Here is a 24644-nt window from a genome sequence, read left to right as displayed (position 1 = left end):
ACATGGGACTGACAGATTATCGAGCGCTGCTGATCGATTGCGATGAAGTGCTGGTGGACCGCGACTCGGGGGTATGGGCCGCCTTGCAACCACTGCTCGACAGTCGCGGCGGGCAGCCGCCCAGGGAGCAGGTGCAGGTCGAATACAACGCGGTGGTCGCAGCCTTATACCCGCGCTTCGCGGAGCTGGGCTTCAGTGGCGTGCTGTGTTTCGCCCATCGCCAGCTCGCTGAGCGCTGGGGGGTACACGCCAGTTGGGAGGAGGGCATGAGCTTTGCCCGGTCCGCGGGTAATTGGTCACTGTTCGAGGACGCACCGGGGGCTATGCTGTATCTGCGCAAGTTCTACCGGTTGCTGGTGCGTGGCGACCGTGACGCGCAGGATCGCGGCGTGTTGTGCGAACGGCTGGGCATTGCACCGGAAGACTTCATTTCCCTGGCCGATGACCTGCAATGGCTCAATGAACCGGCGCAAGAGGTCCAACCGGTGCTGCATGTGACCGGCCCGTCGGTCGGCGCACACGGCTCGCTGGACCGCTGTTTGATCGGCCGCCACCGGGCCCGTCAGCCTTCGCCCTGCGCGGCGCAGTACTGCATCAACAGCATGGCGGACCTGGTGGCGCAGCATCAGCTGTCTTTACGGCGCTGATTTTGCTAGAAGATTGCTTACAAACGGCAGTCAAGAGGTACGCAATGGAAGGGCTAGTCAAGCTGGACCGGATCGACATCAGCATTCTGGTTGAACTGCAAAAAGACGGCCGGATGACCAACGTCAGCCTCGCCGACGCCGTGGGCCTGTCGGCCAGCCCATGCCTGCAACGGGTCAAGCGGCTGGAATCGGCGGGGTATATTTCCAGCTACAAGGCGCACTTGAACCTGGCCAAGATCACTGACTCGGTCACGGTGTTCACCGAGATCACCCTCAGCGACCACAAGCGCGAAGACTTCGCCAAGTTCGAGTCCAATATCCGCCTGGTGGACGAAGTGCTCGAATGCCACTTGATCAGCGGTGGCTACGACTACCTGGTGCGCTTCATGACCCGCAGCATCCAGCATTACCAGGAAGTGGTGGAAAGCCTGCTGGACAAGAACATCGGCATCTCCAAGTACTTCAGCTACATCGTGATCAAATCGCCGGTGCTCAAGGATGGCGTGCCGCTGCGCAAGTTGCTGCGGCACTGAGGGAGCGGGCCATTGGGGCAAGCCCGCTCACCACAATGCTAACGGTCGCGCCACACCGGCTTGAGGGTGCGGTCCAACGCCCAATGAGCCTCACCCGGCCGAGTGCACACTCCGCCCACCCATCGCTCGTGTCGGGTATGCGCTATCCAGTTGGCGTTGCCGCTCAGTACGTCGTTTCCCAACGGCGTCAACGCCAACCTGCGCTGAGGCCATTGCAGATGGGCCTCGGTTTCCAACAGTAACGGCTGTTCCCCATCGATCAACGGCCGCAGCAGCGCATGAAACATCATGTCGCCCAGAAACGGCAGCGGCTCGCGCTTGGCCATCAACTCGGCGAACACCCGGCCGAACGGGACCGGCCCGGTTTCGGCGATGTAGGTGAGGGCGAGGCGTTCGGTCAGCGACAGGCCATCCTCAAGCCCGGCAGCTCCTGCAACTGACGCAGCAGTGCCGGTGCCAGCAAGGGCAGGGCGGCCTGCTCGGTATGAGCCAACTGCGCCCAGGCGATGGGTGAGCTGTCGCAATAGGCCGCCCAGGCCTGTTTGGCCAGGTGAACCGCGGCGTCATCGATCATGCGCCGTTGCGGCCACAGCCACGCCAATACATCCGGCGCCAGTTGGCCAATGCCGATAAAACGCTCGACGCCGGGGATGCGGTCCACCTCGACCAGCTCCAGCATGGGCGGTGCGTGCTCAAGGCCGGCCAGCGCGCGGATCAGAAACAGCTGGTCATAGGCGTCCGCCTCGCACCACAGCACGCTGTGTTCGGCGCTGGCCAGGGTTTCAAGCTGGGTGTATTCGTCGGCCACACGGCGCGCTATGTCCGTTTCGTCCAGGGCGAAGGCCTGGCTGATAAACGCGCTGCGCATGTCACGGAATGCCTGGTAGGGCAGGTCGCGCACCGGGCCCATGCACAGCGGGTCGGTAAGCATCCGGAAGTGGCCCTTGAACCCTGCCAGCTTGAGGTTGTGGGCGATGTCGCTGCCGCAGCGCCAGTGCGTGGTGCGCGCTTCATCGCTGGCGGCGAAATCCGGGTAGCGAGCCGCGAAGTCGAGGGCGTCGATATGCGCCTTGAGCTTGGGCCAACTGCTGAAACCCAGCTGTTTGGCGAGCTGCCATTGGGCCTGGGACGGGGTGGCGTAGAGAGCGCCAGGCGGCAAATATAGGCAGCGCGGTGCGCGATTGCAAATCACGCGGGTACGTCCGGCGTGCGATCAATCCAGTGAGTCTTGATGCCCTTGGCCCACGCCACCGTGTAGAAACAGCTGAGCAAGACGATGCCCCATTGCTCGGCATTGATCGAGGACCAGAACCAGAACGGCTGGCCCGCCATGCCGAACAGGCAGGCGTAGCGGCGCACCTTCAAGCGTTTGCTCTGGCTGAACCAGATGGCGACGACGCCGAGTGCGGCGATCATGATTTGTGCGATCAAGGTTGGGCTCCTGTCTTGAGGTTTCACAATGTTCAGCGGTGGGAACCGGTTTGCGATAGCGGCGCAGCAGCCCCTGAAGTTCTGAGCTGTTCAGGTTGCGATAGTTTGATTTTATGAATGAAAAGGTCGCACCACCCGCCTCACCAGTGCGCCTGAGCTGATCAGCAGCTCGATAAACCCCGGCTATGCTCTGCGAACGCCAAGCGTTGTTTGGCGCTCAAGGAGAGTGACTGATGAAAGTCGGATATTGGCTGGTGGGTTTTACGATATTTTTTTCTTTCCGCCCCCGATGTGACACCGGGGAAATAACGTCGCTTGATAGGGCTCTAGGTTAATTCTATAATTTTGGGAGTTAACTGGCACAGAATGGGCTGTATACACACTATGTTGGATTTAAGCTTCAGCAAGCCGGGTGAGGTCGTCAAGCGCCTCTGCGATCGCTTGCGCACAGAGCGCTTGGCGCTGGACATGACACAAGCCGACTTGGCCGGGCGTGCCGGCATCGGCACCAACACCGTGTCCAACCTTGAAGCCGGGCGCAATGTCGGGTTCGAGAACGTGGTCCGGGTGGCGATGGCCCTTGGCCGAACCAAGGAACTCGAAGGCCTGTTCCTGCCAAAGCTGGATAGCATCGAGGATATTCGGCGCTACGAAAACAGTGCCAATCGTCTTCGTACAAAGAGGAAGTCCGGCAATGCTTGAGCAGGTGAACGTCTTCTACGAAGGCTGGGGTGAGCGATGGCAATGGGGCACGCTGGTCTGCACGACCGCCCTGACCGGTCGCCCGCTGATCGTGTTCGAGTACCGCAATGAAGCCAGGCAAAGGGGCTTGGAACTGTCCTCCTACACGCTGCCGCTGGAGGGGGCTCAGTTGCGCCGAGATTTTCCAGACCACCAACTGTACTTGCCAGGGCCTGTTTACGACTCGTTGCCGGATGGGTGGGGCATGTTGCTGATGGACCGTATGTTCAGGCGCCGCGGGCTCACCACTGCGCGCATCGGCTCACTGGAACGGCTAGCCTACATCGGTAGCAATGCGATGGGTGCCATCACGTTTGAGCCCGTGGCGCCCGAAGGTCAGGAATCTGAAGTCCACATCCCGCTGGAACAGCTTGCTGGCGAAGTGCAGGAAGTGCTCCATGGTGACGGTGGCGAATTCCTGCAGACGTTGCTGCTGGTGGGCGGCTCGCCTCAAGGTGCAAGGCCTAAGGCCCTCGTCTATCGCGATCCCGAAACTGGCGGGTTTACCACTGCCGTCACGCCGGGCTTTGAAGCATGGTTGGTTAAGTTCCCGGCCAAAGAAGAACATGCCGAGGTGTGCGCTATCGAAATGGTCTACGCCGAGTGCCTGCGCATGTGCGGTATCGAAACCCCCGACACGCAGTACTTCAGTCTGCCTAATGGGTTGGCAGCGTTTGCCAGTAAGCGATTTGACCGCCGGGATGGTCTGCGCGTACCCATGCAAAGCCTCGCGGCCTTTACGGGGGCAAATTACCGGTCTCCGGGGGTGTTGGACTACGTCAACTTCTTGCGGGCAACACAGATGTGTACCAACGACGTGCGCGAGATGGCGGTGGCCTTCGAACGTGTCGTCTTCAATGTTGCGTTCAACAACCGAGACGATCACCCCAAGAACTTTGCCTACATCATGTCGCAGGACGGTCAGTGGAGACTGTCGCCGGCTTACGACGTGACCTTCTGCGAGGGGCCGAGTGGATATCATCAGATGGATGTGATGGGGGAAGCCCTGTCGATTTCTCGCACGCAAATGCTTCGGCTTGCCGAGGAAGCCGAGGTGGCTCCGGACGCAGCAGGCAGAGTGATTGACGGCATTTGTGATGTGGCGAGCCAATTTGCAACCATCGCCGAGAGCTTATACCCACAGGTTATTACTCAAGACACCTTGCGAACGATCCAAGACCGCATCGATCAGAACGTAGCCCGGTTACACCAGAGGCACGCGGGCAGCGGTCGCCGTTGAAGATTGGGAGAAGCTGGCGACTCTCATGATCGATGCTGCCGCGTGCTTCAAGCACTTAGGGCCCTGTGCCGCCGCAGCCATAAAACTGCGGGAATAAAAGCAGCTTGGGCTATCGGTCTGATCATCTTCCCGCTGCTAGGACTAATTGTCTGGGGGCTTGCCGGGGGAAGGGGGGTTAGGGTCGTTCCGGTACGCCAAAATCCAACACCACCTTCATCGCCTGGGTCTTGTCCGCCGCCAGCTCAAACGCCCGCACCGCCTGTTCGAATGGCACGGTGTGCGAGATCACCGGCCGTACATCAATGATCTGGCGGTTGAGCAAATCCACCGCCTGGGCAAATTCCGGATGAAAGCGGAAGGTGCCGCGCAGGTCGATCTCGCGGCTGACCAGCAGGTTGAGCGGTAGCGTCACGTCGCCGCCCAACCCGACCGTCACCAGCACACCACGTGGCGCAATGCATTCCAGGCCGTTGCGCAAGGCCTGGGCGCTGCCGGAGACTTCGAACATCACGTCGAAGTAGCCTTTTTCGGTGGTGTAGCGCTTGAGCGCGTCGTTGCCGTCGGCAAGGTTGTGGGTGCGGCTGGCGCCCATTTTTTCGGCGCAGGCGAGGGCACTGGCCGACAAGTCCACGGCAACGATTTCAGCCGCGCCGGCTGCCCGCAAGCTGCCGATCAAGAGGTTGCCGATGGGGCCGCAGCCGGTCACCAGCACGCGTTTGCCGAACACCGCACCGGCGCGTTGGATCGCGTGCAAACCCACCGACAACGGCTCGGCCAGGGCACCTTCGGCGAGGCTCACGTGGTCGGCCAGGCGATGGGCCTGGTGCGTCTCGATCACCAGGCTCTGGCGAAACGCGCCCTGGATATGCGGAAAGGGCATGGCGCTGCCGTAGAAACGCATGTCCAGGCAATGATTCGGCAGGCCCTGATGACAGTAACGGCAAGCGCCGCAGGGGCGTGACGGCGAGACCGCGATACGCTGGCCGACCTTGAACAATCCGGTGTCCGCGCCCACGGCATCGATCACCGCCGACACTTCATGACCCAGCACCATCGGTTCGCGCAGGCGCACGGTGCCGAAGCCGCCGTGCTGGTAATAATGCAAATCCGAGCCACAGATGCCGCCCCGGGCGATGCGCACGCGCAGTTGGTCGGGGCCGAGGGCTTGCGGCTCATCCTGAGGGCTCACCCGCAGGTCTTTTGATGCGTGGCAGACGATAGCGTGCATGATGTTCTCCGGGTTACAGCGATGCGGTGATACCACCGTCGACATACAGGATATGGCCGTTGACGAAACTGGCCGCGTCACCGGCCAGGAATACCGCCGCGCCGGCCAGTTCGGCCACGTCGCCCCAGCGTCGGCTCGGGGTGCGTTGCACCAGCCAGTCGCTGAATTCGGGGTTGGCCACCAGGTTGGCGTTCAGTTCGGTCTTGAAATAACCGGGGCCGATGCCATTGACCGTCAGCCCGTGCGGGCCCCAATCAATCGCCATGCCCTTGGTCAGCATCTTCAGCGCGCCCTTGCTCGCTGCATACGGCGCAATGCCGGGGCGGCCCAGCTCACTTTGTACCGAGCAGATGTTGATGATGCGCCCACGCTTGCGCGGAATCATCGCCCGCGCCACGGCCTGGCCGACCAGGAACGCGCTGTCGAGGTTGGTGCTGATCAGCTCACGCCAGTGCTGCTCACTGTAGTCTTCAAGCGGTCCACGGCGTTGCATGCCGGCGTTGTTCACCAGGATCTCCAGCGGGCCGAGGCGTTCCTCGATACTCGCCACGGCGGCCTGGACCGCCGCGCCGTCGGTCACATCGAACGCCTGGGTGTGCACCTCCAGGCCCTCCTGCGTGAGCAGCTCGGCCGCGTCACGCAACGTGCCGCGGTTGCGCCCATTGAGCACCACCCGCGCCCCGGCCTGGGCCAGCCCACGCGCGATGGCCAGGCCGATGCCGGCACTCGAACCGGTGATCAGCGCGAGGCGGCCGTCGAGGCGAAAGTTGTCTAAAACGCTGTGCATGGGGCCTGTCTCCTGACGTGCTTATTGTGATAAGCCAAACTCATTTTTAGCGATCGTTTGTAACCTTAGTTCACCCTAGAGTGCGGGGAGCGGCCAATATTCATTTATGATCGGCTGATCAATATCCGTGATCACCGAGGAGGTCCGATGGAGCTCAAGCACTTGCGCGCCTTTGTGGTGCTGGCCCAGGAGCTGCACTTCGGCCGGGCGGCGGCGCAGTTGTCGATCGTGCAGCCGGCGCTGAGCATGCAGATCAAATTGCTCGAAAGTGGCTTGGGTGTGCGCCTGCTCGACCGCAATCGCCACTCGGTGACGCTGACCGAAGCCGGTCGCGTGTTCTTGCCCGAAGCCCAGGCCACCTTGCACCAGGCGGCGCGGGCGGCGGACGCGGCGCGGGCGTCCAACCGTGGCGAAATCGGGCGTGTACGCCTGGGCTTTGTGTCGTCGGTGCTGCCGCAGTTGCTGCCCGAGTTGATCCGCGCGGTGCACCAGCGCTACCCGCGTATCGAGCTGGAACTCAAGGACATGCCAGGCCCCGATCAAGCCGCCGCATTGAAAAGCGGCCTGCTGGATTTTGGCCTGATGCGCCTGCCCGCCGCGCATGCAGGGGTGCAGACGCGTGTGGTGTTGCGGGAGAGTTTTTGCGTGGCGTTGCCGGCGGATCACCCCTTGGCTGCGCAGGCATCCATCTTCCCCGCCGATTTGCGTGACCTGCCGGTGTATATCCTCGCGCGCCGTTATGCGCCTGGGTTCTACGATGAGTTTATCCGGGCACTGGGCATGCCCTTGCGGGTTGCTGCCGAGCTGGGCGAGTTCACCACCATGCTGGCACTGGTCTGCGCCGGACTGGGCATTGGCGTATTGCCCCAGCAGGCAGCGCGGGCGTTGCCGGCCAACTGTGTGTCGCGGCCTCTGGAACTCGGCGCGTTCCAGGCCAGCACCGGGTTGGCCTGGACCGAGCTGGACAGCGCGGTGAAGAGCACGTTGTTCAATTTGATTGGGGAGTTGTTTAGTGGGTGATCGCGTTGGAGGGGCGGTGCGATGCCCCTCCGACATTGACCGCGTTCAGGCTGAGGGTTTCAGGCAATCAATTGAACGATCCACCGTGGTCTTGGCAATTTCCAGCAAATGCCACACCGCCAAAATCTTCGCCCGTTCGGGGCTTGCCAATTGCTCGCCACAATCGAGCGCGGTGGCCGAAGCGCTGTCGAGCAGGCTGGCGGTGTAGAGCAGGGCATCTTCGAAGCTCAGGTCTTCGTTGACGGTGTGAAAGCCTTGGCTGGGCAAGTAATGGTCGATGGCGCGGTTGAAGGCGGCGCGGTCTTTGGCGGGGTCGATAGGTGGATCGGGTAGGACTTTGTTCATGGTGTAGCTCCTGTCTGAATCTCAAGGAACCGACACGTTTCGCGACTAAACGAAGGTGGCGGCTGTACGCAGGTTAGTCGACCGGTCAGAACAGGAACCCGGCGCGCCCGAGGGCGCCCTGCGCACAGCCACCATAAAACCGCATGGGAGCGTGCGCCTGTTCAGAATCCGGGCGACTAAACCCGATCACTGATAAGCAGTGACGGACCGCAGACTAGCCACCGATTCCAGCAGGCGCAAGGCGGCAGGGATTGTCTCGGAAACGTCCTGCAATTAAAAGGGATGCAGCCTGCTGGCCCTTTACAAAGCATGACCAAATGCCAGCAACGCCGCTGTTAGTCCCCGGTTTCTCATCCTCAGTGAGGGCTCTTGCCCCGTGACGGTCTGACAGCCAGCAGACATTTATCTGATAACCCCACATTTGGATCTCGCGGGAATTACGCATTCTGGGTGAGCCCTGACAGAGCCTAAGGTTTGCCATTTGTCGGATTAATCATCTGCATCTTTGAGGGGAAAACCTTTTCCTAAAGAAAACGTCTGCGCAGGCGCTTATTGCTTCTTATAGTTTGATTGTGCGTAACTTATTAATTTACTAAAGAAAGAAGTTTTTGATGCGCGGCGAGAAGTGGTGTTTAGTGTTTTTTACAACTATTGATCGTCCGAAATTGTTGAGTGAAACTTCCCAATGATTGAGGCTAAATTTCCTACATGGATTTTTATAAATATTGCGATTTTTTTCTCAGGGACTAGATTTGATTTTGTCGGTTTAAGTTATCGATGCTCCAGCCTCGCTTGGCAAAGATGGTTCCGTTTCCATGAGGTGAATCATGACCCTGTATTCCCTGTCGAAGCCTGTTCTGTTAGCAATGTTGTTTATCAAAGAACAATTAAAAGAACCTGTCGCGTTATTTTGGACGGTGATTTCCCCAGTCGTTACCTACTACCTGATTACCTACACAAGGGCACCGGTAACTGAGGTGGCTACCGATTATTTGTCCAGTACTTCCTGGTTCTACGCTTTTGTCGCTTCAAGTGTTGCATTGTTCGGGTTGGCATTTTACATAGTGGGTCGCAGAGAAAGTGGTTTCCTACGATCCTTCGTTTACACAGGTCGGACGAAAATTGTTTTTCTTGCTGGACAGTTTTTTGCCTATTCGATTGTTTCCATGCTGTATTGCTCTGTCTTCTACGTAATGACACGTCATTCCTCCGGAGTCGCTGGTCTTGCCGAATATCTCGTTATTGTTGGGCGGTTTTATGTTTGCTTTCTGCTGTTCTCCATACCTGCGCTTTTGTTGACGCTGGTTCCAGTGGGTTTTCAGAATGCAAGTACGGTTTTTTCCATGTTGTCCCTAACGATGTTGGCGCTTGGTATCGTAAGCATCGGTTCCCTAAATCCGATGCTTGCCATCGTCAGGTTTTTTAATCCGATGTGGTGGGCAAATAGAATTATGTTGGTAGGGGTGGCGGAGTGTGGGTGGGTTGTTGTGGTAGTGGTCATTTGCCTCGTACTTTCATTGTGGGTGATGTTTCGCTTTTTACTGATTAATCCCGTTTGGAGTCGTTATTGATGGCACGGCTTATTGTGGACTCGCTTGATGTTCGATATGCATCTCATATCTTGCTTCATAACGCCTCGTTGGAGGTTGAGGCTGGTTCGATCTCGGGTCTGGTGGGGCCTAACGGTTCCGGTAAAACCACGTTTTTTGACGTGCTTTGTGGCCTGAAGAAAATCGATGGCGGCGAGATAAACAACTCTTTTTCGAAGCTGCTTTACCTCTCCCAAATCATCAGCACGCCCGCTGTATTGCGTATGTTCGACATCTTCAAGATGACCATGCTGTTTTGCGCCGAAACGAAGGTCACCCAACAACATGCGCTCGATCAAATCGAGAAATGGAGCCCTGGCATTGCGCAGCGTTACTGCGAACTCTGGAACAAAAAGTCCTCCCTCTGCAGCTACGGGGAAAAGCGCTGGTTTTTCACCTTGTCGCTGCTCTGCGCCAACGCCGACATTGTGATACTGGATGAGCCCACCGCGGGCGTAGATCCTGAGTTTCGCTATCACATCTGGCGATGTCTGGAAGGGGCGGCGGCGGACGGCGTCGCGGTGCTGGTTTCATCGCACAACGTCGATGAGATCGTCACGCACTGCGATGATTTTTACATGCTCAGCCAGCGGCGCTTCAATCGCTTCAATGACGCGCAAGGCTTTATGCGTGCCTACGAGGCCACGAGTCTGGATGAGGCTTTTATTCAGGCGGCGAGCCTGCGTTCGTAATGGGCGATTGCGGATACACAATCAACGCCAACACCCCCTTGGAATACCGCTTGCCCCCCGGCGGGAGTTGCCCGACCTCGCGCATTTCGCTGGTGCTGCTGACCCGCATCAGCACGCCGACCGGGCCATGTTGGCGGGCGTCCTTGAGCCAGGCCTGTACTTGGTCCAGATCGACTTTGCGTTGAACCGAATCGGCGTATTGCAGGCCATAACGCAGTTCGCCCTCGGTGTCATACAGCGTCACCTGCGGGCGTTGCAGGCGCCAGGACAGGGCGGCGGCGAGGCTCAGGTCGTTGCTGAGCAGGGCGTGGGTTTCCTGCAGCAGTTGCTGATGTTCCAGGACGAACGTGTCGGGCATTTCGTTATCGGCGATCGGCGCGGGCATGCTCGCCGGCAGCAGGATCACCAGCACGCCAATCCCCAGCACCGGCATTGCCCACAACGTGAGGGGCCGGAAGGCTTGCAGCAGGTTGGCGAGTATCCACGCCAGCAACACGATAAAGCCCAAGGACAGGCTGAACATCTCGGCGTGGCTGTTGCCGTACACGGGCCTGGCGATTTGCAGGTAGATCAGGCCGATCATGCCCGCCATGCCGAATACGAAGTTGAAGAGGCCGTTGAGGCAGATCGGGCGGGCTCGGTGCAGACGAAGCAAGTCGCTCAAGGTATGCCCCATCAGCAAGGCCAGCGGCAGCAGGCACGGCATGATGTAGGTCGGCAGCTTGCCGTTGCTCAGGCTGAAGAACCCCAGCGGCAGCAGCAGCCACAGGGCCAGGAAGCTGATCTGCGGTTGACGTCTCTGCTGCCAGGTGGCGCGCAGGTGCTGGGCAACAACCCGGCCCACGGCAGGCAGGACACCGCGATGATCGGCAGGAAGAACCACCACGCCCGCACGTGCTGCGCATCGTCGGCACTGAAGCGGCGGATGTGTTCATTCCAGAAGAAGAAGCGCCAGAAGTCCGGCTCCTGGTTGTGGATCGCCAGCACCCAGGGCAAGCACACCAGCACCGCGACGGCCACCGCCAGCGGGCCATAGCGCAGCAGCTCGCCCAGGCGCCGTTGCCAGAGCATATAGGGCACGGCAATCAGCACCGGCAGCACCCAGGCCAGGAAGCCCTTGGTCATGAACCCCATGGCACAGGCAAACCCCAGCAGCACCCAGGCACCCAAGCGGCTGCGCAGGGTGCTGCTGTCGAGGGCAAACCACAATGCCACCAGGCTGAGGTTGACCCACAACGTGAACTGCGGATCGAGGTTGGAATACCCGGCTTGCCCGGCGACCAAGCCAAAACTCAAGTACAGCAAAGCGCAGGCAAAGCTTTTGCGCGGGTCGTTCCACAGACGCCGGGCGATGAGGTAGGCCAGCAGCACGCTCAAGCCAGTGGTGAGGGCCGAGGCGATGCGTACGCCGAACAGGTTCTGACCGAACAGCGCCTGGCCAAGCGCAATCAGCCAATAGCCGCCGGCGGTTTTTCAAAATAGCGGACGCCCATGAAGTGCGGCGCCACCCAGTTGCCGCTGAGCAGCATTTCCTGGCTGATCTGGGCATAGCGGGTTTCATCCGGCGTCCACAAACCGTGCAGGCCCAGGGGCAGTAGATAAAACGCGGCGAAGGCCAGCAACAATAACGGCAGGGGTTTCAGGCGGCTCATGAACACGTCGCTTCTTGACGTTCATATTCATCATGTTCAAGTAGCGAAGTATTAACGTAAGCGGTCACGGTATTCACTGAATAACAGGAGGTCGTCATGACGTCCTTGATTGAAAGAGGCAACTCAACATGCCAGAACAGGGCTGTCTTTTTGCTGAACATGGACCGAGGCTGTAATGGCCAGGGGGGTTAGAGTTGCTTGAGTGCGGCCGGCCAGTCGGGGTTGTTCATGATGCCCAGGGCCTTGAACTTGCCGTTGGGCAGCACTTGTACGAACAGGGCGCTGCCGTACTCGGGGAAACGGGCACGGGGGTAGCCCAGAGCGGTTTCGAAGTCGGCGATGCAACCGCTGTGGGTGACGAAGACCAGGTTGCGCCCCGGCTGCTTGTGGCTCAGCAATTCTTCGCCCATGGCCGCGCCGCAGACTGCTTGCTGGCCCGAGGTGACGTCGCTCTTGCCGAACATGAAACGTGAAGTCTGGGCGGTGCGAATGGCGGGGCTGGCGAGGATGTCGCTGCCGTCCATGCCCAGGCTTTTAAAGGCTTTGCCGAGGTTCTGTGCCTGTTGGCTGCCGTTGATGGTCAGACCTTCTTCCGGGCCCAGGCACGGGTTGGTCGAACGGTCGCAGCGTTCTTCATGGCGCACCAGGACGATCAAGTCGCCGTCGCGCCACAGGGGTAAAACCTCGGAGGTCAGCAGGCGATCACCCACCCCCAGGTTGCGCGGCGAGTTCGGCCAGAACACGCTGGCGGTCAGCAGCAGGGCGATCACGGCAATGCCCAGTCCCCGGCGTCGCAGGCGTTTGAGCGCAGCCCGACGCGAGCGTGGTTTGGTCAGGGTAAGGTCAACCACTTCATTCACCATGGGCGCTGTTGGCAATGTTGTATTAATTGGGCGCAACGTAATGGCAAGTCACCGCAGTGAAGCGCGAGGCTGTCACAGCGCTGCTGTCTTTTCGCTGAATAGGTCGCGCTTAAAAAGTTGCCAGGCGTGGTCACTGAAAAGTTGCCGACGCGTGACGTTTGGCCGGCACTTTAGAGTTCGGTGGGTGGGCAACCGGTGAAATCCATGTGAAAAATTCGCATGGCTTCAATCCGCAGCCGTTATCCTCGGTTGCCGCCCACAAAACGAGTGTTGCCATGTTGCAGGTGCAAGGAGTGTTCAAAAGCTATGCCACGCCGCAGGGCCCGTTGGCAGTGTTGGCGGGTGTGGACTTGCACCTGGCCGCACGCGGCAGCCTGGCGTTGATGGGGGAGTCGGGCAGTGGCAAGAGCACCTTGTTGCACCTGGTGGCCGGGCTCGACCGGGTGGACGGCGGCAGCATCCGCGTCGGCGAGCAGCGCCTCGACCAACTGAGCGAACCGCAACTGGCCCACTGGCGGCGTACCGAAATCGGCTTGGTGTTCCAGCAGTTCAACCTGATCGGTAGCTTGCGCGTCGACGACAACCTGGCCTTCCAGGCGCGCCTGGCGCGGCGCTTCGACCCTGCGTGGCAGGCACAATTGGTGGAGCGCCTGGGCCTGGGCGACTTGCTCAAGCGTTATCCGGAACAACTCTCCGGCGGCCAGCAACAACGCGTTGCGGTGGGACGGGCCCTGGCGTCGCGCCCGCGTTTGTTGTTGGCCGACGAGCCCACCGGCAACCTCGACGAAGCCACCAGCGACGAGGTGCTGCACCTGCTGCTGGAGGTGCTGCGCGACAGCCCCACCAGCCTGTTGATGGTCACCCACAGCCCGCGCATCGCGGCGCGCCTGGACCGCCAGGTGGTGCTGCATCGCGGCCATGTCCTGCCCACGGACGCGCGCTGAGATGGCGGTGTTTTATTGGGCACTGCGCGCACTGCTCAGCCATTGGCGGCGCCACCCTGTACAGTTTTTCAGCGTACTGACCGGCCTGTGGCTGGCCACCGCGCTGTTGACCGGGGTGCAGGCGCTTAACAGCCAGGCGCGTGACAGTTATGCCCGCGCCAGCCAACTGATCGGCGGCGAACCCCAGGCCAGCCTCAGCGCGCCGGACGCTGCGCGTTTGCCGCAAAGCCTGTTCGCCCAGCTGCGCCGAGCGGGCTGGCCGGTGTCGCCGGTGGTGCAGGGGCGCGTGCAGCTCCAGGGGCAGGCGGATGTGCGCTTGCAATTGATGGGTATCGAACCGCTGTCGTTGCCCGGCAGCGGCGCGGTGGCGGGGCAGCGCTTGAGCCAGGCGCAACTGTTGGCGTTCTTCGAGCCGCCGGGCCGCACCTGGATCGCCACGCAGACCCTGCAGGCCCTGGGGCTGCGGGAGGGCCAGCAACCGCGGTTGCTCAATGGGCAACGCCTGCCGCCGCTGCAGGCGCAAACGGACATGGCGCCCGGCCTGTTGCTCACCGATATCGGCTTCGCCCAACCGTTGCTGGAGATGCCGGGGCAGGTGTCGCGCTTGTTGCTCGACAACGCCTTCGCCGCCGGTCACCCCACGCCACCTGCCGGGCTGCAATTGCAGCAGGGCGAGGACAACAACCTTGCGCGTCTCACCGAAAGCTTTCACCTGAACCTCGACGCGCTGGGGTTTTTATCCTTTGTGGTGGGGCTGTTTATCGTGCATGCCGCCATCGGCCTGGCCCTGGAGCAGCGACGCGGGCTGTTGCGTACGTTGCGCGCCTGCGGGGTGAGTGCGCGCATGTTGATCCTCAGCCTGGGCGTGGAGCTGGGGGCGTTGTCGTTGCTGGGCGGCGTGCTTGGCGTGGTCAGCGGTTACCTGCTGGCCAGCCTGTTGCTGCCGGATGTGGCCGCCAGTTTGCGTGGGCTGTATGGCGCTGAGGTGCCGGGGCAATTGAGCCTGAGCCCGTGGTGGTGGCTGGCGGGGTTGGGCTTGAGCCTGCTGGGTGCGCTGCTCGCCGGCGCCGGCAGCCTGTGGCGCGCGGCGCGTTTGCCGTTGTTGGCGCTGGCCAATGCCCAAGCCTGGCATGAGGCCCATGGGCGCTGGTTGCGGCGTCAGGCTTGGGTGGCGGGCGCGGCATTGCTCATCGCGCTGTTGGCGCTGTGGCTGGGCGATAGCCTGGTGGCGGGCTTTGTGCTGATGGCGGCATTGCTGCTCGGCGCCGCCCTGGGCTTGCCGGTGCTGCTCAACGGTTTGCTCAAGGCCGGGCTGGGACGTAGCCGTTCGGTGCTCGGCCAGTGGTTTCTCGCCGATTGTCGCCAGCAATTGCCGGCGCTGAGCCTGGCCTTGATGGCGCTGCTGTTGGCCCTGGCCGCAAACATCGGTGCGGGCTCCATGACTTCCGGCTTTCGTTCGACCTTCAACCACTGGCTCGAACAACGCCTCACCGCCGAGCTGTACCTGAACCCGCAAAGCCCGGCCCAGGCGGAGCAACTCAGACGCTGGTTGGCGCAACAGCCTGTGGTGCGCGCGGTGCTGCCCACCTGGCAGGTCGCCGTGCAAGTGCGCGGCTGGCCGGCGGACGTGTTCGGAGTGGTCGACGACCCGACCTATCGTCAGCACTGGCCGTTGCTGGCGGCGGTGGACGAACCGTGGGACCGCTTGCACCAAGACGACACCCTGATGCTCAGCGAGCAGCTGGCGCGCAGGTTATCCATCACGCTCGGCGATACGCTCGACATCCCTACGCCCCAGGGCGTGTGGTCGCCGAGGATTGTGGGGATCTACGCCGATTACGGTAATCCCAAGGGCCACCTGCTGGTCAACGCCGAGCACCTGCTCGCGCATTGGCCGAACCTTTCGCCGGCGCGTTTCAACCTGCGCGTCGCGCCGACTGATGTGGCGCCGCTGGCGCGCGAGGTGAAGCGCGCCTTTGCCCTGGAGGACAGCCGCATCGTCGATCAACAGCAACTCAAGAGCTGGTCGAGCCAGGTGTTCGAGCGCACGTTCGCCGCGACCAGTGCCCTTAACAGTCTCACCCTTGGCGTGGCCGGCGTGGCGCTGTTCATCAGTTTGCTGACCCAGAGCCAGAGCCGTCTGGGCCAACTCGCACCGCTGTGGGCGCTGGGCGTGACGCGACGGCAATTGATGCTGCTGAATCTGGGGCAGACCTGGCTGTTGGCGGTGCTCACCCTGGTGCTGGCGGTGCCGTTGGGCCTGCTGCTGGCGTGGTGCCTGGATGCGGTGATCAACGTGCAGGCCTTTGGCTGGCGCCTGCCGTTGCAGGTGTTCCCGTGGCAGTTGGCGCAGTTGCTCGGGCTGGCATTGCTGGCCACGTTGCTGGCATCGGCGTGGCCGTTGTGGCAGCTGTACCGCAGCCGTCCGGCGGACTTGTTGAGGACATTCGCCCATGAAGATTAAAGCCTTGCTGTGTGCCGTGTTACTGCTGGCAGGCTGCGACAAAGCCCCCGCGCCGGCGCAGAGCTTCGCGGGCCTGGGCAGTGATGCGGCGGACTTTGCCCAGGTGGTGCCGGGCAAAGTCTTCAGCTTTCCCGACGACCACGGGCCGCATGCTGGTTTTCGCATCGAGTGGTGGTACGTCACCGCCAACCTCAAGGATGCCCAGGGAAATGAGTTCGGCGTGCAATGGACGCTGTTTCGCAACGCGCTCAAGGCCGGGCCGACAGAAGCGGGCTGGCGTGACTCCACCGTATGGCTTGGCCACGCCGCCGTCACCTCCGCCAGCCGCCACTACGCCGCCGAGCGCCTGGCCCGCGGCGGTGTCGGCCAGGCTGGCGCCGAGGCGGTGCCTTTCAACGCCTGGATCGACGATTGGAGTTTTGCCAGTCGTCCCGGCGCCGCCAGTGCCTTGGCGGATATGCAACTCAAGGCCAGCGGTGCGCAATTCGCCTACGATCTGCACCTGACCTCCAGCCGTGCGCTGGTGCTGCAAGGCGACAACGGCTACAGCCGCAAATCCGACCAGGGCCAGGCGTCGTACTACTACAGCCAGCCGTTCTTCAACGCGAGCGGCAGCCTGAGCCTGGATGGCAAGGTGTACCAGGTCACCGGCCCCGCCTGGCTCGATCGCGAGTGGAGCAGCCAACCCCTGAGCGCCAGCCAGACCGGCTGGGACTGGTTCTCCCTGCACCTGGACAGCGGGGCGCAACTGATGCTGTTCCGCGTGCGCCAGCAGGGCGGCAGCGGCTACCTCACCGGCACCTGGATCGACCCGCAAGGCCATACGCAGACGTTGCACAACGTCGATATTCAACTGGCACCGCTGGCAACCACGACCATTGAGGGGCGCAACCTGCCGACGCGCTGGTCGCTGAAGATTCCCGGCAAACAGCTGGATATCACCACCGAAGCCGTCAACCCGAATGCCTGGATGAACCTGAGTGTTCCGTATTGGGAAGGGCCGGTGCGGTTTGAGGGTGGGGTGGGGTATCTGGAAATGACCGGGTATTGAAGAGGTAAAATTTCCTACAAAAATACTGGACATGCATACAGTTGTTGGCTAAATTCCATCCCAGGTGACCGGATGTCACCTGACCTTCAGTTTTTAACTATGGATGGATAAAAAATGAAATCGAAAAAAGCCTTTATGCTGGGCGCGGCCATGGCGGCCTCCTGCTTCGTTTCGGCCTTTGCCCTGGCCGAGCAGTACCCTTCGCAACCCACCCCCAAGCTGAGTGCACAGGCGCTCAAGCAGGCCGCGCAAAAAGCCCTCAAGGCGGGCGGCACGCTCCAGGCCAAGCCCGTCTCCGCGCAGTTGCAGCAAAAATTCAAGGCGGCGATGGCGGTCAAGGCGGCTGGAAAATCCAAGGCCGTGGCCCGTCAACCGGCTAAAACCACCACGCTTGCCAGCGCTGACAGCGAGTTGAAGAAACCCGCCCAGGACCAGTTGAAAACGGCGGTTGCCGAGTTCGTGCCGCTGTTCCCGACGCTGGACGTCAACACCCTCTACACCATCACCGATGTGCAGACCGGCCAGGAATTTCCCTACCACTTCAACCTGCCGCAAAGCGCTCGCGTGCTGGTGCAACTGATCGATCAAAGTGCCGGTGCCAATATGTCGCTGAGCCTGTTCCGGGATGACGGCCAGGGCAATCCGCAGTTGGTCGATACTTCCGACAACGCGGGCAATGCCGATGAGTTCCTGGGCGGCGTGCTGCCGGCGGGGGATTACTACTGGTACATGGTGGCCAACGAGGCCAGCGACGCGCAGTTCAGTTTTGGCGTGGCGGTGGACACCAACATCGATGCCTACGAACCCAACGACACCGCGCAAGCCTCGTTCGTGCTGCCCGACGCCCTGAACAGGGTGACCGGCAACCTCGATAACCCCAACGATGTCGACTATTTCGCGTTCCAGGCCACCCGTGGCCAGAACGTGGCGATGTCCCTGACCGATGACAAGAAAGAGGTGAGTGACCAGTGGATTTTCGAGCGTCTGGAAGGTAACAACTGGGTTCAGGTACCGGCCGGCGATAGCTTGGTTGCCTCCGGTCTGGCGCCTGGTTATGTGGCGCAGGTGCGTGTCCGTGCCAACCCTGGCGTCACCCAGGACCCGAGTGCCCACTACAAACTGACCCTGGGTTCGGCGCCGAGCTTGAAGAGTTTCGACGTGAAGGGCGACCACATTGTGCGCGTGCCGGTGTCGGTGTTCCCGCTGGCAACACAGACCGCGCGCACGCTGAACTGGTCGACGCAATGGGCCGATTCCACAGGCGTGCCGTTGTTGGGCGTGACGCCGATCCTGCGCGTCGACAAGCGCTTTGACGGTGCCGAGTTCCATTGGACCGACTTCAAGGCCACCACCAACAGCGCGGGCGCGACCCTGGCCAGTGCCGGCCTGGGTGAGTGCTTCGGCGATTACCGTGTGGTGATCCCGGACAGCAGCACCGGCGTGGCGTACAACTGGGACACCACCTTCAACTTCGGCGGCTGGCGGATCGAGCTGGACGAGTTCAAAGGTGTGGGGGTAGGCGGCGATAACGTCCCTTACGTGAGCCTGGGGCATATCTGCACCCAGGACATTACACATTGATACGTCGCGGTAAATGAGAAGGGGCAGCCTGAGTTGGCTGCCCCTTTTTTATGTGTCGATGGCCGCTTGCACGCGGCGATTCAAATCAGTGGATCCCAGCGTTGCGACCAGTCACTTTCGGCCTTGACCACCCCGCGCAGCAATTCCAGCGCCCGTTGCAGCACCGCTGAATCCCGCGCCCGCGAGTACACCAGGTACGTCGGGAAACTGAACTCCGGGGCCTTGGGCACGCGCTGCATCACGCCGCTGTCCAGGTAGCTTTGCACCACCCGTGTGCGGAAGTAACCGGCGCCACCGTTTTCCAGGATGTACTGCAACGCCAGCGGCCCCAGGTTGAAGCTCACCGCCGCGCGGGCCTTGTCGGGCAGGGCTGCGTCATGCTGTTGGCGAAAGCCCGGGCCCCAATCGATGTACACGTAGGGCTCGGGCTGGCTCACCAACTGCACCAGGATCAGTTTTTCTTCCAGCACCTGCTCCACCTGCAACCCCGGCCAGTATTGCGGCTGGAACACCAGCGCGGCGTCGAGCACGCCCAGCTCCAGTTGGCGCAGCAGGTATTCGCCTTCGCGGATTTCCGTGCGCAGCGCATGCCCGGGGATGTGTTCGCGCAGGGCCTGGGCCCAGCCGAGCATCAACGGGTTGCACAGGCTCACCTCGCCACCGATATGCAGCACATTGCGATAGCCATCGGGCAACGGCAGGTCGCGGCGCGCGGCTTCCCAGGTTTGCAGCAACTGGTTGGCGTACACCACGAAGGCCTCGCCGTCGGCCGTCAGCCGGGCGCCGGCGCGGTTGCGCACGAACAGCGTACAGCCCAGCTGGTTTTCCAGGTTCTTGACGCGTGCGGTGATGGCGGTCTGGGTGACGTGCAGTTTCTCAGCCGCCGCGGCCAGGCTGCCGCAGCGGGTGATTTCGAGGAAAGTCCGTGCCAGTTCGATGTCCATGAAGCCCCCGGAGAAGAATGGGCGACAGTGTAAAGGTTAGGAATTGGAATGCTACACAAGGCTATCGGGAGCACGTTGCGTAAAACTCCGGAAAACGTTGTTGGCGCGAGAACCGCGCTGAGCCAGGTATCAACGCAGGATGTCATTTCCACCACTCGAATCCAGGCAGCGCGTGGACGGCGGCGGCTGTTTGCCGTAGGCGAGAAAGTCGCCGACCCATTGCATGACGCAGCTGTTGGCGCCCTTGAGATGCACCTGTTGCACCTGTGCGGCGCTGGGGGCGAAAGGGTCGGCGTTGACCAGCACCATGCGCGCCACGCGTTCGGAAAACAGCTCGGCGTAGCGGCTGCCCAGGCGAGTCGCCTCGGCGTTGCCCAGGTAATGCAGTTGCGCGTCACCCAGTTGGGCCCTTACGAACTCCATGTCTTGCGCGGCCTGTTCCACGGCGTTGGCCTGGTTGAGATTGCGCGGGTCGAGTTCGATGATGTCGTAGCGGTTGAGCAGGGTGCGATAGGCCTGGGTGGTGTAGTTGCCCCAGCGGCTGGCCAGGTGCACGGCGAAGGTGCCGGCTGTTTTGTTTGACGGTGCCTCGCCGGCCTGGACGAATATCAGGCCCTCGCGGCTCAGCGGCTGACGCGCGCCGACGCGGGTCACCCGCAGGCGCAGGTTGCCTTGCCCTGGCGCGGCGTAATTGCGCGGCACGCTGACCAGGCCGCACTGGGTGCGCTCCAGTACGCTTGGGTCCAGGTGTTCAACGCCAGGCAGCGAGCAATCGAGCTGCCAATCGATGGCGGTGGGCTTGATCAGCGGATCGGCATGGCCAAGGCTGGCTGCCAGCCAGAGGCCGCTGCACGCGAGGTATTTTGCAAGCGTCATCAAAGGTCCAGGGCGGCCGTGTGGTGGCGGCTTTTTTACCAAGTACCTTGGGCGGTGAATGTAGGCTTAGCAGGCGACTGATGTACGAAAACGGACTTTTGTTTATCAGATCCGGCTTCACCAGCCGCCACCCGATGCCTTGTACAAGGCGATGCTGGTCTGCACGTGCTCAAACTGCCATTACGCATTCGGCGAATCGGATGCGCATTGATCAGCCGTTAGTTAAATTTTATTTCGCTGTCCTCGTTTCCTATCAACACATGATCTGTTTTGCAGGTCTTGAAGGTATTCCCGCCCCGACCGCCAAGGGGCTTATCCAGAGGACACAGGAATGACACAGGCAATTGCTTCGCCCGCGGTTCACGACCTGATCGGTATCGGTTTCGGCCCTTCGAACCTGGCGCTGGCCATCGCCCTGCAGGAGCGTGAAAACGCGCAGGGTAAACTGGACGTACTGTTTCTCGACAAACAGGCCGACTATCGCTGGCACGGCAACACCCTGGTCACCCAAAGTGAATTGCAGATTTCCTTCCTCAAGGACCTGGTGACCCTGCGCAACCCCACCAGCCCGTACTCCTTTGTCAATTACCTCAAGGCCCACGACCGCCTGGTGGACTTCATCAACCTGGGCACCTTCTACCCGTGCCGCATGGAGTACAACGACTACCTGCGCTGGGTGGCGGGGCAGTTCCAGGCCCAGAGCCGCTACGGCGAAGAAGTGCTGGCCATTGAGCCGATCCTGCATCAGCAGCAGGTCGAGGCGCTGCGCGTGATTTCCCGCGATGCCCTGGGTGAGCAGCATGTGCGCACCACCCGTTCGGTGGTGGTCAGTGCCGGCGGCACACCGCGCGTTCCCGAGGCATTCAAGGCGCTCAAGGGCGACAGCCGGGTATTCCATCACTGCCAGTATCTGGAGCGCATGGCCGCCCAGCCCTGTGTCGACGGCAAGGCGATGCGCGTTGCGATCATCGGCGGTGGCCAGAGCGCGGCGGAGGCCTTTATCGACCTCAATGACAGCTTCCCGTCCGTGCAAGTGGACATGGTCCTGCGCGGTTCGGCGTTGAAACCAGCGGATGACAGCCCGTTCGTCAACGAAGTGTTCTCGCCCGCGTTTACCGACCTGGTGTTCCAGCAAGTCGGTGCCGAACGTGAGCGTCTGGTGGCCGAGTACCAGAACACCAACTACTCGGTGGTGGACCTGGACCTGATCGAACGCATCTACGGGATTCTCTATCGCCAGAAAGTCTCCGGCATCGCCCGCCATGCCTTCCGCACGATGACCGTGGTCGAGAAAGCCACCTCCGGCCCGCTGGGCATCGAACTGGTGTTGCGCAACAACGCCACGGGCGCCACCAGCACCCACCACTACGACGCGGTGATCCTGGCCACCGGCTACGAACGCCGCATGCATCGTGAATTGCTCGCCCCGCTGCACGCCTACATGGGCGACTTCGAGGTGGCGCGCGACTACCGCATCGTCACCGACGAGCGCTGCAAGGCGGGCATTTACATTCAGGGCTTCAGCCAGGCGAGCCATGGCTTGAGCGATACGTTGCTGTCGGTACTGCCGATTCGCGCCGATGAAATTGCGGCGTCGTTGCATGCATTGGACCGTGGGCGTGACAAGGCGCGCGCGATGCAGGACCTGCTGCTGGCCACCGCCAGCTGACCGCTCGCGCGCTGAGCTGCTGGCTTTGAGCGACACGCTTGCAGCTCACAACTTGTCGCTTGAAGCTATACTCTGATACTGTACAAAAAACCAGTATCGGTAGCCCTTAATGCAGTTGATCGAAAAACTCAGCATCCTCGCCGACGCCGCCAAGTACGACGCGTCCTGTGCCAGCAGCGGCGCGCCCAAGCGCAGTTCCGAGGGCAAGGCGGGGCTGGGGTCCACCGACGGCATGGGCATCTGCCACAGCTACACGCCCGACGGCCGCTGCGTATCGCTGCTCAAGGTGCTGCTCACCAACTTCTGTCTCTACGATTGCCAATACTGCGTCAACCGCCGCTCCAGCGACGTGCCCCGTGCGCGTTTCAGCCCGGAAGAGGTGGTCACCCTGACCCTGGATTTCTACCGGCGCAATTGCGTCAGCGGGCTGTTTCTCAGCTCGGGCATCATCCGCTCGGCCGACTACACCATGGAACAACTGGTGCGGGTGGCCCGGCTGCTGCGCGAAGAGCATGATTTTCGCGGCTATATCCACCTCAAGACCATTCCCGAAGCGGACCCGGCACTGATTGCCGAGGCCGGGCGTTATGCCGATCGCCTCAGCGTGAATATCGAGTTGCCCACCGACGCCAGCCTGCAGACCCTGGCGCCCGAGAAGCAGATCGGTTCGATCAAGCAGGCCATGCAGACCATCTACACCGGCGAGCAGACCGTGCTCAACGAGCCCCGCGCCCCGCGGTTTGCCCCGGCCGGGCAGAGCACGCAGATGATCGTCGCGCCGACGACACCGACGACAGCACCATCCTCCATGGTGCCGAGGCGCTGTACGGCAACTTCAAGCTGCGTCGTGTGTACTACTCGGCGTTCAGTCCTATCCCCAATAGCCCGAAAAGCGTGCCGTTGGCCGCGCCGCCGCTGATGCGCGAGCATCGTCTGTACCAGGCGGATTTCCTGTTGCGCAGCTACGGCTTCAGCGCCAATGAACTGTTCGAAGGCCCCGGCCACCTGGCGCTGGATATCGACCCCAAGCTGGCCTGGGCCTTGGAGCATCGCGAGGTGTTCCCCCTGGACCTGAACCGCGCCGAACCCACCCTGATCGCGCGAATCCCCGGTATCGGCCTGCGCACCACCCAGCGCCTGGTGGACCTGCGCCGCGAGCGCAAAATCCGCTTCGAAGACCTGGCGCGCATGCGTTGCGTGCTGGCCAAGGCCAAGCCGTTTTTCATCACCAGCGACTACCATCCGCAACAGGCTGAAAGCACCAGCGTGCTGTTGCGCGAGCAACTGCGCGACCGTCCGCAGCCGCAGCAGATGGGGTTGTGGGGATGATCAGCCTGGAATGCGACAACCTGTTCAGCACCTGGCGCGAACAGGCACGCTGGCTGCTCAGCCATCAGGTCGACCCCAGCCAGGTCAGTTGGGGCGAGGCCGAAGTGGCGGACCTGTTTGCCACCGACGAGCCGATACCCACCGGGCTTGGGCCGTCCCAGGCACGTATTCCCAAGGCGCTATTGGAACTGCTGGAGTCGGCCGCCTGTTATCACGGTGACAGCGCTGGAGCCTGTTGTATGAAGTGCTGTGGCGGGTCAGCCACGGCGACCGCACGGCCATGCTGGCGGGCGACAAACTGGGCAGCGAGTTGCAGCGGCGGATCAAGCAGGTGAGCCGTGAAGCCCATCATCTGCATGCATTTGTGCGGTTTATTGCGCTGCCTCCCGAGGCGGGGCCCGAGTTGCCGGAGTATGTGGCCTGGCATGAGCCGGCCCATGACATCCTGAAGTCCGCCAGCCAGCATTTTGTCGGGCGCATGGGGCGTCATCGCTGGATGATCGCCACGCCATTGGATGGGGTGTATTACGACGGCGAGCAATTGATTCATCAGCGCCAATGCCCTGAGGCCTGGCGCCAGTTGGCGCAGAGTGTCGAAGACCCGCACAGCGCCATGTGGTTGACCTACTACAGCCATATTTTCAACCCGGCGCGGCTCAATCCCAAGGTAATGGAGGGGCACCTGCCGAGCCGGTTCTGGAAGAATCTGCCGGAGGGTAAGTTGATCCCGGGGTTGATCAGCGAGGCCCGCACGGGCAAGCAGAAGGATGGGCAGGCGAAGCTGATTGGCGCTAAACCCGGCAAACGTATTTCAAGTGGGCACGGTTAGAAAAGTGGGAGGGACGGTGCGACGATTCGGTTTGCCCCGGATGGCCAGAGGTATCGACACAACTGCTTGCTCTTTGGCTGTTGCTGTTGCTCTGGCTTTTGATCTTGATGTCAGGCGCCCCGTCAAACACGCTGGCCGCAATTCGATATTGATTTGGGGGGTAAACCGGCAGGGATGCCGGTTTATGGC

19 protein-coding genes and 5 pseudogenes are annotated in these 24644 nt (G+C 61.5%); 15 read left to right on the top strand and 9 right to left on the bottom strand.

Annotated features, from left to right (window positions below):
• The first annotated feature begins 2 nt into the window (after positions 1-2).
• Together JWR98_RS02005 and JWR98_RS02000 are read left to right on the top strand one after the other, a co-directional pair.
• Positions 3-647: an HAD family hydrolase gene (locus tag JWR98_RS02005; RefSeq protein WP_205489209.1), complete on the top strand. Its 645-nt coding sequence runs from the start codon at positions 3-5 to the stop codon at positions 645-647.
• Between the two features lie 44 nt (positions 648-691).
• Positions 692-1180 (top strand): Lrp/AsnC family transcriptional regulator, encoded by a 489-nt coding sequence (locus tag JWR98_RS02000; protein ID WP_003174918.1) that lies wholly within the window; start codon positions 692-694, stop codon positions 1178-1180.
• A 38-nt stretch (positions 1181-1218) separates the two neighbouring features.
• Here JWR98_RS02000 and JWR98_RS01995 read toward each other — a convergent pair.
• A pseudogene (locus JWR98_RS01995) lies at positions 1219-2318 on the bottom strand (DUF1835 domain-containing protein); the annotation flags it as partial.
• 50 nt (positions 2319-2368) lie between these two features.
• On the bottom strand, positions 2369-2611 hold the full coding sequence (locus JWR98_RS01990) for a hypothetical protein (RefSeq protein WP_205489208.1): 243 nt from the start codon (positions 2609-2611) through the stop codon (positions 2369-2371).
• A 384-nt stretch (positions 2612-2995) separates the two neighbouring features.
• Between JWR98_RS01990 and JWR98_RS01985 the strand changes: the two genes are divergently transcribed.
• The 3 genes and pseudogenes from JWR98_RS01985 to JWR98_RS01975 form a co-directional block, all read left to right on the top strand.
• A complete protein-coding gene (locus tag JWR98_RS01985) occupies positions 2996-3313 on the top strand; it encodes a helix-turn-helix domain-containing protein (RefSeq protein ID WP_078733852.1) in 318 nt (105 codons plus the stop codon).
• The gene (locus JWR98_RS01980) at positions 3306-4592 is read left to right on the top strand and encodes a type II toxin-antitoxin system HipA family toxin (RefSeq protein WP_205489207.1); all 1287 of its coding nucleotides are present in this window, start codon (positions 3306-3308) and stop codon (positions 4590-4592) included. Before JWR98_RS01985 ends, JWR98_RS01980 begins: the two co-directional genes overlap by 8 nt.
• Before the next feature lie 42 nt (positions 4593-4634).
• Positions 4635-4745 (top strand): annotated as a pseudogene (locus tag JWR98_RS01975) (PLDc N-terminal domain-containing protein); the annotation flags it as partial.
• 22 nt (positions 4746-4767) lie between these two features.
• On the opposite strand, the gene JWR98_RS01970 reads toward JWR98_RS01975, so the two are convergent.
• Positions 4768-5820: an L-idonate 5-dehydrogenase gene (locus tag JWR98_RS01970; RefSeq protein ID WP_205489206.1), complete on the bottom strand. Its 1053-nt coding sequence runs from the start codon at positions 5818-5820 to the stop codon at positions 4768-4770.
• 13 nt (positions 5821-5833) lie between these two features.
• On the bottom strand, positions 5834-6607 hold the full coding sequence (locus JWR98_RS01965; protein WP_078733849.1) for a glucose 1-dehydrogenase: 774 nt from the start codon (positions 6605-6607) through the stop codon (positions 5834-5836).
• Between the two features lie 147 nt (positions 6608-6754).
• On the opposite strand from JWR98_RS01965, the gene JWR98_RS01960 reads away from it, so the two are divergent.
• The gene (locus JWR98_RS01960; RefSeq protein WP_078733848.1) at positions 6755-7627 is read left to right on the top strand and encodes a LysR family transcriptional regulator; all 873 of its coding nucleotides are present in this window, start codon (positions 6755-6757) and stop codon (positions 7625-7627) included.
• Between the two features lie 45 nt (positions 7628-7672).
• Here the strand turns inward: JWR98_RS01960 and JWR98_RS01955 are convergent, their stop codons facing one another.
• Positions 7673-7972: a DUF6124 family protein gene (locus JWR98_RS01955; RefSeq protein ID WP_078733847.1), complete on the bottom strand. Its 300-nt coding sequence runs from the start codon at positions 7970-7972 to the stop codon at positions 7673-7675.
• Positions 7973-8799: 827 nt separating this feature from the next.
• On the opposite strand from JWR98_RS01955, the gene JWR98_RS01950 reads away from it, so the two are divergent.
• Positions 8800-9543, top strand: a complete 744-nt coding sequence (locus tag JWR98_RS01950) for an ABC transporter permease (protein WP_205489205.1) — start codon at positions 8800-8802, stop codon at positions 9541-9543.
• The gene (locus JWR98_RS01945; RefSeq protein ID WP_205489204.1) at positions 9543-10253 is read left to right on the top strand and encodes an ATP-binding cassette domain-containing protein; all 711 of its coding nucleotides are present in this window, start codon (positions 9543-9545) and stop codon (positions 10251-10253) included. The genes JWR98_RS01950 and JWR98_RS01945 overlap by 1 nt, the downstream gene beginning before the upstream one ends.
• On the opposite strand, the pseudogene arnT reads toward JWR98_RS01945, so the two are convergent.
• A pseudogene (arnT, locus tag JWR98_RS01940) lies at positions 10225-11905 on the bottom strand (lipid IV(A) 4-amino-4-deoxy-L-arabinosyltransferase). The gene JWR98_RS01945 and the pseudogene arnT sit on opposite strands and share 29 nt — an antisense overlap.
• 188 nt (positions 11906-12093) lie before the next feature.
• Positions 12094-12768 carry a lipopolysaccharide core heptose(II)-phosphate phosphatase PmrG gene (gene pmrG / locus JWR98_RS01935; RefSeq protein ID WP_141063152.1) on the bottom strand — a complete coding sequence of 225 codons (675 nt, stop codon included), beginning with the start codon at positions 12766-12768 and terminating at the stop codon, positions 12094-12096.
• Positions 12769-13043: 275 nt separating this feature from the next.
• Between pmrG and JWR98_RS01930 the strand changes: the two genes are divergently transcribed.
• From JWR98_RS01930 to JWR98_RS01915, 4 genes are all read left to right on the top strand, one after another.
• A complete protein-coding gene (locus JWR98_RS01930; RefSeq protein ID WP_205489203.1) occupies positions 13044-13712 on the top strand; it encodes an ABC transporter ATP-binding protein in 669 nt (222 codons plus the stop codon).
• Between the two features lies 1 nt (position 13713).
• Positions 13714-16176, top strand: a complete 2463-nt coding sequence (locus tag JWR98_RS01925; RefSeq protein ID WP_205489202.1) for an ABC transporter permease — start codon at positions 13714-13716, stop codon at positions 16174-16176.
• Entirely contained in the window at positions 16166-17227 is a 1062-nt protein-coding gene (locus JWR98_RS01920; protein ID WP_205489201.1) for a lipocalin-like domain-containing protein, read from the top strand. The genes JWR98_RS01925 and JWR98_RS01920 overlap by 11 nt, the downstream gene beginning before the upstream one ends.
• A gap of 114 nt (positions 17228-17341) precedes the next feature.
• Positions 17342-18808, top strand: a complete 1467-nt coding sequence (locus tag JWR98_RS01915) for an acid shock protein (RefSeq protein WP_078733838.1) — start codon at positions 17342-17344, stop codon at positions 18806-18808.
• 80 nt (positions 18809-18888) lie between these two features.
• Here JWR98_RS01915 and JWR98_RS01910 read toward each other — a convergent pair whose 3' ends face one another.
• Positions 18889-19752 carry a LysR family transcriptional regulator gene (locus JWR98_RS01910; RefSeq protein ID WP_078733837.1) on the bottom strand — a complete coding sequence of 288 codons (864 nt, stop codon included), beginning with the start codon at positions 19750-19752 and terminating at the stop codon, positions 18889-18891.
• Between the two features lie 129 nt (positions 19753-19881).
• Entirely contained in the window at positions 19882-20628 is a 747-nt protein-coding gene (locus JWR98_RS01905) for an alpha/beta fold hydrolase (RefSeq protein WP_078733836.1), read from the bottom strand.
• 331 nt (positions 20629-20959) lie between these two features.
• Here JWR98_RS01905 and JWR98_RS01900 point away from each other — a divergent pair, with 331 nt between their 5' ends.
• The 3 genes and pseudogenes from JWR98_RS01900 (at position 20960) to JWR98_RS01890 (ending at position 24455) form a co-directional block, all read left to right on the top strand.
• Entirely contained in the window at positions 20960-22297 is a 1338-nt protein-coding gene (locus JWR98_RS01900) for a lysine N(6)-hydroxylase/L-ornithine N(5)-oxygenase family protein (RefSeq protein ID WP_078733835.1), read from the top strand.
• Between the two features lie 109 nt (positions 22298-22406).
• A pseudogene (locus JWR98_RS01895) lies at positions 22407-23626 on the top strand (putative DNA modification/repair radical SAM protein).
• A pseudogene (locus JWR98_RS01890) lies at positions 23623-24455 on the top strand (TIGR03915 family putative DNA repair protein). The pseudogenes JWR98_RS01895 and JWR98_RS01890 overlap by 4 nt, the downstream one beginning before the upstream one ends.
• Positions 24456-24644 lie beyond the last annotated feature (189 nt).

It is taken from the genome of Pseudomonas lactucae (genome assembly GCF_016937615.1).
In the GTDB taxonomy this organism is placed as follows: domain Bacteria; phylum Pseudomonadota; class Gammaproteobacteria; order Pseudomonadales; family Pseudomonadaceae; genus Aquipseudomonas; species Aquipseudomonas lactucae.
This window is presented reverse-complemented; position numbering and strand designations above follow the sequence as displayed.